Source organism: Brachyspira sp., assembly GCF_050873525.1.
In the GTDB taxonomy this organism is placed as follows: domain Bacteria; phylum Spirochaetota; class Brachyspiria; order Brachyspirales; family Brachyspiraceae; genus Brachyspira.
In genome coordinates this window covers 1-10,883 of record NZ_JBNMIZ010000084.1, presented here as the reverse complement: position 1 = coordinate 10,883, position 10,883 = coordinate 1, and the positions used below count along the sequence as shown (strand labels likewise).

Annotated in this window: 12 protein-coding genes and 1 tRNA gene; 4 read left to right on the top strand and 9 right to left on the bottom strand. The window is 31.4% G+C overall.

Features of this window, described 5'->3' with window-relative positions:
• Positions 1-154: 154 nt before the first annotated feature.
• Positions 155-1,045, bottom strand: coding sequence for a hypothetical protein (locus tag ACR0QS_RS07120; RefSeq protein ID WP_432632748.1), 891 nt, complete (start codon positions 1,043-1,045; stop codon positions 155-157).
• Positions 1,046-1,478: 433 nt separating this feature from the next.
• On the opposite strand from ACR0QS_RS07120, the gene ACR0QS_RS07115 reads away from it, so the two are divergent.
• From ACR0QS_RS07115 to clpX, 4 genes are all read left to right on the top strand, one after another.
• Positions 1,479-1,551, top strand: a tRNA-Gly gene (locus tag ACR0QS_RS07115).
• Between the two features lie 93 nt (positions 1,552-1,644).
• Positions 1,645-2,955, top strand: coding sequence for a trigger factor (locus ACR0QS_RS07110; protein WP_432632747.1), 1,311 nt, complete (start codon positions 1,645-1,647; stop codon positions 2,953-2,955).
• 28 nt (positions 2,956-2,983) lie between these two features.
• Positions 2,984-3,622 (top strand): ATP-dependent Clp endopeptidase proteolytic subunit ClpP, encoded by a 639-nt coding sequence (gene clpP, locus ACR0QS_RS07105; protein ID WP_432632746.1) that lies wholly within the window; start codon positions 2,984-2,986, stop codon positions 3,620-3,622.
• 24 nt (positions 3,623-3,646) lie between these two features.
• On the top strand, positions 3,647-4,873 hold the full coding sequence (gene clpX, locus ACR0QS_RS07100) for an ATP-dependent Clp protease ATP-binding subunit ClpX (RefSeq protein WP_432632745.1): 1,227 nt from the start codon (positions 3,647-3,649) through the stop codon (positions 4,871-4,873).
• Here the strand turns inward: clpX and ACR0QS_RS07095 are convergent.
• The 8 genes from ACR0QS_RS07095 to ACR0QS_RS07060 form a co-directional block, all read right to left on the bottom strand.
• On the bottom strand, positions 4,870-5,382 hold the full coding sequence (locus ACR0QS_RS07095) for a Gx transporter family protein (RefSeq protein WP_432632744.1): 513 nt from the start codon (positions 5,380-5,382) through the stop codon (positions 4,870-4,872). The genes clpX and ACR0QS_RS07095 overlap by 4 nt on opposite strands.
• 20 nt (positions 5,383-5,402) lie before the next feature.
• Positions 5,403-5,771, bottom strand: coding sequence for a NusG domain II-containing protein (locus tag ACR0QS_RS07090; protein ID WP_432632743.1), 369 nt, complete (start codon positions 5,769-5,771; stop codon positions 5,403-5,405).
• 6 nt (positions 5,772-5,777) lie between these two features.
• Positions 5,778-6,791, bottom strand: coding sequence for a CdaR family protein (locus ACR0QS_RS07085; protein WP_432632742.1), 1,014 nt, complete (start codon positions 6,789-6,791; stop codon positions 5,778-5,780).
• On the bottom strand, positions 6,788-7,567 hold the full coding sequence (gene cdaA, locus ACR0QS_RS07080) for a diadenylate cyclase CdaA (protein ID WP_432632741.1): 780 nt from the start codon (positions 7,565-7,567) through the stop codon (positions 6,788-6,790). Before cdaA ends, ACR0QS_RS07085 begins: the two co-directional genes overlap by 4 nt.
• 61 nt (positions 7,568-7,628) lie before the next feature.
• Positions 7,629-8,645 carry a DNA polymerase III subunit delta gene (gene holA, locus ACR0QS_RS07075; protein WP_432632749.1) on the bottom strand — a complete coding sequence of 339 codons (1,017 nt, stop codon included), beginning with the start codon at positions 8,643-8,645 and terminating at the stop codon, positions 7,629-7,631.
• A 14-nt stretch (positions 8,646-8,659) separates the two neighbouring features.
• Complete coding sequence (locus tag ACR0QS_RS07070) at positions 8,660-9,082, bottom strand: HIRAN domain-containing protein (protein WP_432632740.1); 423 nt, start codon at positions 9,080-9,082, stop codon at positions 8,660-8,662.
• 158 nt (positions 9,083-9,240) lie between these two features.
• The gene (rseP, locus tag ACR0QS_RS07065) at positions 9,241-10,683 is read right to left on the bottom strand and encodes an RIP metalloprotease RseP (protein WP_432632739.1); all 1,443 of its coding nucleotides are present in this window, start codon (positions 10,681-10,683) and stop codon (positions 9,241-9,243) included.
• A gap of 14 nt (positions 10,684-10,697) precedes the next feature.
• Positions 10,698-10,883: hypothetical protein (locus tag ACR0QS_RS07060; RefSeq protein WP_432632738.1), on the bottom strand; the 186-nt coding region annotated here is incomplete at its 5' end.

Below are 10,883 nucleotides of genomic sequence, written 5' to 3'. Positions count from 1 at the left end.
ATTTTATTATGAAGTTATTTGTATTACTTGATTAATGATTATTCAAATATTGTCATTACTAGACTTCGTAAGAAGGCGTGGAAATACAAAAATAAAAAATCATTAGGAGAACAATCTCCTAATGATTAATACAACTTCAATTATTATTTCTTATTTAGAATTTAGCTACAAATTTTTGTCCGTCATATTTGCTGTCAAATAGTATAGAAGACAAATTACCGTTAGCGTCATAATTAGGCGTTGCATCCGTTACAAGTAATTTTGCGCCGTTTACTATGAAGTTAAATCCGACTCTGCTATTTTTGGCTTTTATTGAAGTTTTACCTTCTGCTTTAATTACTAAAGGACCTTGTCCGCCAAACGCGTCTTTGTATTCGATTGCTATTTGACCGTTTTTAACCGTTGCTTTAAAATCAGCGTTGGCAAATGAGCCTTCGTTAATTGTATTTCTGTTATCAACTGGGGCTTTTTTAGAAAATTTAACTACTTTCGTTTGTCCGTATCCGCTAAATACTATTGATACCAAATCGCCGTTAGCGTCATAATTAGGCGTAGCATCAGTAGCAAGGAATTTTACTCCGTCTATTATGAAATTAAATCCATATCTGCTGTTTTTAGCTTTTATCGTAGTTTTGCCTTCCGCTTTAATTACTAAAGGACCTTGTCCGCCGAATAAGTCTTTATATTCGATTGTTATTTGAGCATTTTTAACCGTTGCCGTGAAGTCTTTATTATAAAATATGCCTTCATTATAAACCGCTTTTTTATCATCGTCTATATCTTTATTATCAGCGTCCCCTTTATTTTCATTGTCAGTGGCATCTTTATTGTCGTTATCAGTTGCGTCTTTGTTATCGGTAATATCTCCAACGCCGCTTGAAGGTTCTTCCGTTTCTATGCCGCCTATAATTTCTTCAGTTCCAGCTTCTGCGGATAAATTAGCGGAAGCCGTCACTTTGTTTTTACAGGCTACGGATAACATTGCTATTAAAGCGATAATAACTAAAGTTGAAAATTGAAATTTAAAAGTTTTTTTGTTCGTCATAATATGACCTCCTAAAGTCTTATTTAATCTTTCTATCAATAAGATAAGGATTATTTGCCAATCGTCAATCACTTTTTATTTTTTTAATTTAATCGTCATTGCGAACGGTAGTGAGGCTTGCCGTTGCCGAAGGCACGCAGAGCGAGGCACACAGCGTGAAAGCCCGCCTTCGCCCTGCGTCCCTTTGGGATTGGCGAATGAGTGAAGCAATCCAAAAAATAAAATTTCTTTTCTGTGGATTACTTCGCTCCTTTCAGTTGCTCGTAATGACAAAGTTCTTCGTCATTACATTTTTAATTAATCAGTTATCGCGAGCCGAACAAAGCGAATTACAATTATAAACTTAATAATGCAGTTTAAAAATATTTATATTTTATTTAAAATAGATATTGACATTTTATTTTAATGTTGTATAATATTTCTTAAATCTATTGCGGGAATAACTCAGTTGGTAGAGTGCCTGCTTGCCATGCAGACTGTCGCGGGTTCGAGTCCCGTTTCCCGCTCATTTGACCCAAATAGATTTAATTCTGTTTGGGTTTTTATTTTTAATTATATTTAATTTAATAAATTTATTTTTAAAAAAGGTTTTATAAATAATGGATACAAAAGATTTACAATTTGAAACTTCAAAAGACGAAAAAGATTTAATTACTCTTAAAGCATCGGTTTCTAAAGACGCTTATAATAGCGAACTTCAAAAGCAGATAGAATATTATAAGCCGAAAGTTAATATCAAAGGTTTTAGAGTTGGGCATGCTCCAAACGATATCGTATATTCGAGATATAGAGACGCTTTGGAAGGCGCTACAAACGAAATTCTTATAGAGGAAGTTTGGAATACTTACAGCGATGAAAAAAATGCAAAATCAATGGGAACTCCAAAACTTTCAAATATGGAAAATAAAGATGACGGACTTCATTTGACTTACGAATATTATCCGATACCAGAATTCGATTTGCCCGATTTGGCTTCGATAGTAGTAGAAAAAGATAAATACGAAGTGGACGACAGCGTAGTCGAAGAAGCTTATAAATTATCTTTGCAAAGATTTTCGCAATATGCCGAAAGCGATTTGAAATCGGAAATCGGAGACAGAGTTTATGTCAAAATAGAATTCGATGACGATAAATATAAAAAATATAATAAAGAATTAACGGTTGTAGCGAGAGACGGCGAAAACGAAAGCGTATTTTCAAAAAATTCAATCGAAGTAAAAAAAGGCGATAAAAAACTTATAACGACTTATATTGACGGAAGAGAAACCACTTTGATAATGGAAATTTTAAAAGTGGAAAAGCCAGATATGAAAGACGATTCCAAAGAGGAAGACAGAAATAAAGTAAAAGAATCTTTGAAAGAACATTTGATAAAGAGAGCGGAAGAGAGAGCGAATTATAATCTTGTAAATAAAACTTTATTCGATAAATTGCTCGGAGAAGTAAATATGGAAATTCCTAAAGGCTATTACGAAGAAGAACTTAAAAGAGCATTGGACGATTTTGAAAAATCCGTTGCAAATAACGGAATGTCCAAAACGGAATTTTTAATTTCCGTAGCAAAAACCGAAGATATGATAAAAAAAGAATATCAAGAAAATGTTAAAAAGCAGATAACTTTTGATTTGATAATGGCTAAACTCGCCGACACTTATAAAGATTCTATAAATATAAACGAAGATAAAGCTAAAGAATATGCAAATAGAATGTATCAATATCAAAGTTATTTAGGACTAATGAAAAGACCTAAAGGAGAACAGCAAAATATTATAAATTATATAATGCGTGACGCTCAAAACCGTGCGACTTCCGAAGCGATTTTGGAATATATTAAAGAGCATGTTCAAATAAACGAAAAAGATTCTGGAAAATTCGTTCCCGAAGAAAACGATATTTGGGCGGGCTATTAATTATTAAAATATTAACGAGGAATTTATAATGGATAAATTAAATAAAATCGATAAAAAATATATTGAAAAAAGCTATATGACTATTCCTTATGTTATAGAGCAGACGAGCAGAGGAGAACGTTCATACGATATATATTCGCGACTATTAAAAGACAGAATAATATTTTTGGGCGGAGAGATAAACGATGATGTGGCAAATGTAGTTATAGCTCAATTATTATTTTTGGAATCGGCGGACCCTGAAAAAGACATTTCGCTTTATATAAATAGTCCAGGAGGCGTTGTGACTTCAGCACTCGGCATGTATGACACCATGCAATATGTTAAACCCGATGTTTCCACTTTATGCGTTGGACAGGCGGCGTCCGCTGGAGCTTTGCTTTTAACGGGAGGCGCTAAAGGAAAAAGATTCGCAACGGCAAACTCAAGAATTATGATTCATCAGCCTTCGGGAGGTTCTCGAGGTATGGTTACCGACATGGAAATTCAGCTTAAAGAAACTATAAGATTAAAAAGCATATTAAATAATATTATGGCAAATCATACGGGACAGGATATTAAAAAACTCGAAGCCGATATGGATAGAGATTATTTTATGAGCGCCGAAGAAGCGAAAGATTACGGAATAATCGATAAAGTATTTTCAAGCAGAGAAGAAAGTAAATAAAGATAATAAGAGAATAAAAATTAAATGCCTAAAAAAAATAACGAAAAAAAAGAAGTATGTTCTTTATGCGGAAGAGAGCTTAAAGAATTGAGCAGATATATAGAAGGAAACGAAGGATTTTTATGTTCGGACTGTTCGGCTATAGCAAACGAATATTTTAACGCTCATTTGAAAAATAAAAAAGAAGCAAAATACGATATTAAAGTTTTGCCGCCTAAAGAAATAAAAAACATGCTGGACCAATATGTGATAGGGCAGGATTATGCAAAAAAAGTTTTGTCCGTTTCGGTTTATAATCATTATAAAAGAATAACTCAAAATAAAGACGATAAAAACGATGTGGAATTAGAAAAATCGAATGTTCTTTTAATCGGACCTACGGGAAGCGGTAAAACTTTGCTTGCAAGAACTTTGGCTAAAGCTTTGAATGTTCCTTTTGCAATAGCGGATGCCACGACTGTGACGGAAGCGGGATATGTGGGAGACGATGTGGAAAATATTCTTTTAAGACTCATACAAAACGCAAACGGAGATATAAAATTAGCCGAAAAAGGAATAATATATATTGACGAAATAGATAAAATTTCGCGCAAAGGAGAATCGCGTTCTATTACAAGAGATGTATCGGGAGAAGGAGTTCAGCAGGCTTTACTAAAAATAATAGAAGGAACAATAGCGAGCGTGCCTCCTCAAGGCGGAAGAAAACATCCTCATCAAAGCAATTTGGAAATAGACACTTCGAATATTTTATTTATATGCGGAGGAGCTTTTATCGATATAGAAAAATCCATAGCCGAAAGAACTTCAAAAAAAGGACTCGGATTTGCGGCTGAAGTAAATTCTATGGAAAATCTTAATTATGACGAAATAATGAAAAATATTACTACGGAAGATTTGGTTAAATACGGACTCATACCCGAACTTATCGGCAGGCTTCCAGTTATAGCCACTTTGGAAGAACTTAAAGAAGAAGAATTATTGAAAATACTTAAAGAGCCTAAAAACTCTCTCACAAAACAATATAAAAAATTATTCGAATACGACAATATAAATTTAAATATAGACGATTCCGTTTTGAAAATAATAGTGAAAAAAGCGATGGAAGAAAAAACGGGAGCGAGAGGTTTGCGAGCTTTATTTGAAAGAGTTATGCTTGACGCTATGTATGATTTGCCTTCTTCGGATAAAGAAAATTCGGAAAGTAAGAATTTTGAACTTACAGAAGAGTATGTTGGTAAATATTTACGCTAATCATTTCTAATCAAAAATATAGTCATAATCCCAACAACGCTTCCAGTTATTAAAGAAACTACAAACACTGGAACTATTAAAAATTTTACATCGGGAAGATTGAATAAATATTTTGATAAAAAAGCCTGCGATAAATTGCTCGTGAGCGCTCCAATTAAACTTATTCCCAAAAATGAAAAAGCGCTTTTGAAATATCTCATAAGTTTCATAATAATTACCGAAACAATTCCGCCGCATAATCCCAAATAAAACGGAGGAGTAAATATATAAGCGAAAGCTATGGCAACGGAAATATTTTTTATAAGTATAAGTAAAATCAGCTCTCTTAATTTGAAAGCGTCCAAAACCGTTATTATGATTATAAAAGAAAAACCGATTCTAAAATATGGAATCGGACGAGGAAACATATTTTCCAATGAGGCTATAAAAGAAGATAGAAAAGCGAAAAATATTATATCGTATATTCTTCTTTTTCCTTTATGAAATTTAATTTCTTCAAAAAAAGTCATAATCGCACCGCCAAATTAAATTACTGAACTATAGAATCTATTTCAATATCGTCTTCAAAATTATTTTCAAATCTAATTATTATTCCGTTCGGCATGCATATTAACGGAGCGTTTTTTAAAATTCCCGCTTTAACGCATAATTTATCTCGGCATGGAGATTCTAAAAATTTTACTTTATTATCTTTTATCAATATTTTTGACTCGCCCAATAATCCTTCGATAATAATTTCTCTTTCGTTATTCAAATCGAATCTTAAAGATTTTTTGGAAGATTCTATTATTATTTTTGAGGCTTTATTATTTTCCATAAGTTTTTTAGCGTAAAAAAAAGAAAAAGCGATTATAAAAATAAAAATAATTATATCTCCGAATCTTATAAATTTTATCATTTTAATTTATCTGCTTTCCGTTTCTATATCGAAAAAAGAAGGTTCTATATTGAGTAATTTTGCATAAGTAGGAATATTTACTTCTACCGATATATTGGAATAGATTCCCGCGTTTGTTATATTTTTCAAATTCAAATATAAAGACAAATCGCTTTCCGAAATATTTGTAACAAAATTTTTATTTACTTCCAATACAAGTTTTTGCACTATCAAAGGGCTGTCCAATTTTACATTTAAACGGCTGTCCAAATTATTTATATTAATCACTATGTCGTTAAATTCTATTTTTTCCGTATCTTTATTGAATAAAACATTAACATCGACAAGCGAAATATCAGACTTTATATTTTTAGGCAAATTGAGTCTTAATCTTGTCGCATAATCCAAATATCTATCCGTTAAATCTAAAGGAGCGGTATTTATTTTATTTATAGAAGAGATTAAATTTTTAGGTCCCGAAATTATAGCATTAGACGGATTTACCGTTATCTTTTCTATATCCAAACCCAAAGAAGTTGTCCCTATTGTAGCCGCTTGTATTGGAACGGTTTTATAAACCAGTTCGTCCAAAACTATTGGAATTCTGCTCGGAGTCATAATAATATTTAAATTCTTATAATCTATATCGTCCGAAAGATTTACTCTATACATATTGCTTCCAAGTTCCGCGTTAGTTAAATCTATATAAGTTGAAAATTCCATTGGATATTCATGCTTGCTGTCTCTGAATCCTCTGACGGTTATCGTAATGTTTTCCTGAATATTATTCGCTATCAAAAGTTTTGAAGGAATATTTATTATATCCAATTTCGCTATATAATCTTTGGAAAATTCCTGCTGATAGCGGACATATAAAAATAATATAAAAGCCATTAGCAAACATAAAAGTTTTATTTGAAATCTTTTCGTTATGAGATTATAAATTTTTTTATAGTTTTTTATAGATTTAAGTTCGCTTCTTTTATTTTTGATTTTTTCTTTTATTTTATCGCTTTTAATTTGTATTTTATTTCTAATCATTTTATTTCCAAAAGTTCTCCAAGTCTCGCGTATAATTCGTCTCTATTTAAATCGTATTCCAATATTCCGTTATGAACCAACGAAATACTTTGCGTTTCTTCCGACACGACTAAAATAACGGCGTCCGTCTGCTCGGAAATTCCAAGCGCCGCTCTGTGCCTCGTTCCTAATCTTCTGTTTTTTATTTTCGGCTCCATTTCGGTTAATGGCAAATACGCGCTCGCCGCCGCAATTCTATTTTCCATTATTATAGCCGCCCCGTCATGAATCGGATTATTCTTAAAAAATATAGCTTCCACAAGTTCTATCGATATGTCGGCGTTTAGTTTTACCGCTCTGTCGATTAAAGAGTGAAGAGAAATATTTTTTTGAAATACTATTAAAGCACCATGTCCTTTGTAAGATAAATTAAACGAGGCGCTTAATATTTTTTGAATATTGTTTTCGTCATAACCGAAGGATTTTTTGAAGAATGCCCTTCCTCCCAATATTCTTAAACCATGCCTTATCTCCGCCTGAAACAAAACGACAATCGCAATAAGTCCGACTTGAAAGAATTTATCGAATATCCATGATAAAGTGGTTAATCCGAATACTCTCGCCATAAAAGTAATGAAAAATAATATTATAAATCCAGCGACAACGCTATAGGCTCTCGTATTGTAAACGAATATATAAACGAGATAAAATAATATCGCGACTAAAATTATGTCTATACCGTAAAAAATATATTTCCAGGCGGAATTAGATATAAAATTATTTATATTGTAAAGCATGAGATTATTATATCATATATTATGTTTATTTGCAAATATTTATTAATTTTATAAATAATCATCATTTTGTAATATTAAACAACATAAGTTCAAAACGAGCTTTAAAAATATTATTCGGAGCGCTCACGCTTAAAGTATTCAAATATGATATTTGAGATATTATATTTACTATTTCGGATAGAGAAAATAATTTTAAAGCGTTCTTTTTTTTCGTTAAAATAAAAGCGGGAATTTTCGTTATTTTACTTATATCGTTTAACGCGCTTTGCGGCGGAAAAATCTTCATGTAATATAAAGCGATAAAATTATTCATCATAAGAGCGAGAGAACTTGACGCGTCCTGGTCTAATCTATTCATCAAACTGAAACATTTATTTCTGTTTCTTTCAAAAACCGCGTCCAAAAAATCGAATATATTTTTATTTTTAGACACATAAGTAAAATCAATAATATCTTCAATATTCAAATATTCTTTATCGTTATAATTGCAAATTTTATCGAGTTCGGAATATAAAGAATTATAATCCAAATTTATATTGTTTATCAAATATTCTATCGCTTCACTTGAAATTTTTTTCCCGTTTTTAGTTATATAAGCGTTTATTAATCCTCTAAAATCTTTTTCGTCTGGCAAAGGAAAATTGATAAAATGCAAATAATTTATATTTTGTTTTTTGGAAAAATATTTATAAATCGAATCTTCTTCCAATGCGTTTTCGGTTTCAAGTATAACGATTGAAGATTTTGAAGGATTGGAACAGTAATCGATAAAATCATCTTGAAAATTATTATATTTATAAATTACTATAACTCTAACATTAGAACCCAAAGGCGGCGTGTCGGCAATTTCCAAAGGCGAATAGCCAATCGCGTCATTTTTGTCGTAGAATACATTATAATTCATTTCACTTTCGCCCTCGTCTTTAAAAACGGAAGAATGCATTGCGGCTATAAACGATTTTTTGAATAATCTTTCTTTTCCCGTTAAAATATATATTCCGAATTTGATATTATCTTTAATATAATTATCTTTTAATTTTTTGAAGTCAAGTTCGTTTTTTACGGAAATTGCATTTATCATAGAATTTATAATTAATTAATTTTTTTAATTTTATCAACAAATACTCTTATCTCTATTTTGCATTCATCATGAGCGTTTAATTTTATTTTTTTTATAACGGCGCTTACTTTTTTATTTTTATCTTCCAACTTATACGAAATTAAAGAAGAGATTATTTCTGGAACATATCCTAATTTTATAGGGTCCGAAGTCCATATAGAAACTGCAAACTGGTCGTAAGGATAACTCGTATCACGGCGAAGTTCTATCGGTTCGTTTTCCGACAAACATTCTATTATTTCTTTTCCATCGCTTTCTTTATAACCCGCTACAAAAAAATCAATATGATTGCTTTTAGTTTTATAATCGTTGTTAATTATTATTCTTCTATAACTGTCTTCCGTGCTTCTTATCATTATAGAATGTTTAGGAATACTTACGCTTTTAGTAGACAAAATTTATCTCCGCAATATTTATTTTTTATTTTAATTTTTAATCGTTATAATAAAGAATTTTACTTTAAATCAAATTTTCTGTCAAGCGATTAATAATAAAATATTAAATAAAAATAAAAAATATGCAAAAATATTTATTGATTTTGAAACGACAAAATTTATTTAAATAATTGAGTTATATCGTTTATGGTTATAAATATTGCCAAAGTTATTAAAAACGCCGCTCCAATAGTCTGTATTTTAATCAATACTTTTCTGTCGAGAGGTTTTCTCATTATTAATTCTATAAAAGAAAATATTATCATTCCTCCGTCAACTACTGGAAGCGGAAGAAGATTCATTAAAAATAATATAAGGCTTATCGTAGCCGTAAACGAAAGAATAGTTTTTAATCTGTATTCAGCGCTAACGGAAATTACCTGCGAAGAAATTTGAATTATTCTCACGGGACCGCCCAAATTTTCACGCAAAGATAATTTTCCCGTAAAAAGCAATTTTAAACCGTTGATATAAGAAGAAATATAATATCCGCTTTCTTTAAATGCTTCGACAATAGATTTTGGAAAAGAAACTCCTTCCACTTTTTCAACTTTCATTGGAACGCTTTCAAATTCCACTCCCAAACTTCCGTAAGTTCCAATCGTTTTTGAATTAACTGGTTTTGGAATAGCCTCTCTTATTATTTCTTCTCCGTTTCTCATTATAGTAATATTTATTTTCTGCGAATAATTATCCATAACTATCGGTCTGAAATCCGCTATATTATTTGCAGAAATTCCGTTTATCGCGATTATTTTATCTCCTATTTTTAACTCCGCTTCTTCTGCAGCCGAACCCGAAACTATATTTTTTATTATAAGTTCGTCTCCGAAATATAAACCTAAAGCTCTCTCTCCGCTCAAAGCCTTCAAAATTTCAACCGATGGAATCGTTATATTTAATGTTTCTTCATTTCTTTTCAAAGTAAATATTATTTCGCTCGCTCCTTTTTGAATCGCTTCGTCATTTATAGTTTTCAAAACATCGTTATCGGATTCTATTTTATTTCCGTTTATTTCCGTAATCGTATCTCCGCTTTCTATTCCATATTCGTAAGCCAAAGTAATTCCCTGTTTAGTATGCATATATTTTCCGTCTCTGAAAACCGAAACCGTAGGAGAATATAATTCTATCGTTGAAGGAATCGAAACCAATATTATAAGCAATAGAAAGGCGAATAGATAATTGAAAAATGGACCGGCAAAATAAATTATTATTCTTCTTAAAGGCGAGATATTCAAAAAATCGTCATCTTCAAGTTCTTTATATTTTGCCGTATCTCCCGATTCTTCAATTTCTTCGGGAATCTCTCCTTTGAATTTACAATATCCTCCGAAAGGTATTATTGACAGCCTAAAATCTATATCCTTAATTTTTCTTCTAAATATTATCGGACCGAAACCTATTGAAAAAGCTTCCGCCTTTATTCCAACCGCAAGCCCCGCAAGTAAATGCCCCATTTCATGAACGAATACCAAGACGCTAAGAAGTATAATTCCTAAAATGGTAAATATCGCACCTACCAATTTATATGGCTTTGATTGTTCGTTATTTCTGTACATTTTTAAAGTTCCCCCTAATTTGATTTATTATCCTCTCTTAATTTAATTACCATATCATATATCTCAGGATGTCTCTGTTTCAAATGCTCGTCCAATATATGTCTGCGCTCCTTAAATCTCTCTGCGAGCTCCGGATGATCTCTCAATATACGCTCATGTACCTGCCTTCTATGCTCCTCAAAGTGAGCTGCCAATGTTTT

Excerpts from the sequence above, each read along its gene's own strand:
- ACR0QS_RS07120 (WP_432632748.1), bottom strand. The coding sequence starts at position 1,045 with ATGACGAACAAAAAAACTTTTAAATTTCAATTTTCAACTTTAGTTATT.
- ACR0QS_RS07110 (WP_432632747.1), top strand. The coding sequence starts at position 1,645 with ATGGATACAAAAGATTTACAATTTGAAACTTCAAAAGACGAAAAAGAT.
- clpP (WP_432632746.1), top strand. The coding sequence starts at position 2,984 with ATGGATAAATTAAATAAAATCGATAAAAAATATATTGAAAAAAGCTAT.
- clpX (WP_432632745.1), top strand. The coding sequence starts at position 3,647 with ATGCCTAAAAAAAATAACGAAAAAAAAGAAGTATGTTCTTTATGCGGA.
- ACR0QS_RS07095 (WP_432632744.1), bottom strand. The coding sequence starts at position 5,382 with ATGACTTTTTTTGAAGAAATTAAATTTCATAAAGGAAAAAGAAGAATA.
- ACR0QS_RS07090 (WP_432632743.1), bottom strand. The coding sequence starts at position 5,771 with ATGATAAAATTTATAAGATTCGGAGATATAATTATTTTTATTTTTATA.
- ACR0QS_RS07085 (WP_432632742.1), bottom strand. The coding sequence starts at position 6,791 with ATGATTAGAAATAAAATACAAATTAAAAGCGATAAAATAAAAGAAAAA.
- cdaA (WP_432632741.1), bottom strand. The coding sequence starts at position 7,567 with ATGCTTTACAATATAAATAATTTTATATCTAATTCCGCCTGGAAATAT.
- rseP (WP_432632739.1), bottom strand. The coding sequence starts at position 10,683 with ATGTACAGAAATAACGAACAATCAAAGCCATATAAATTGGTAGGTGCG.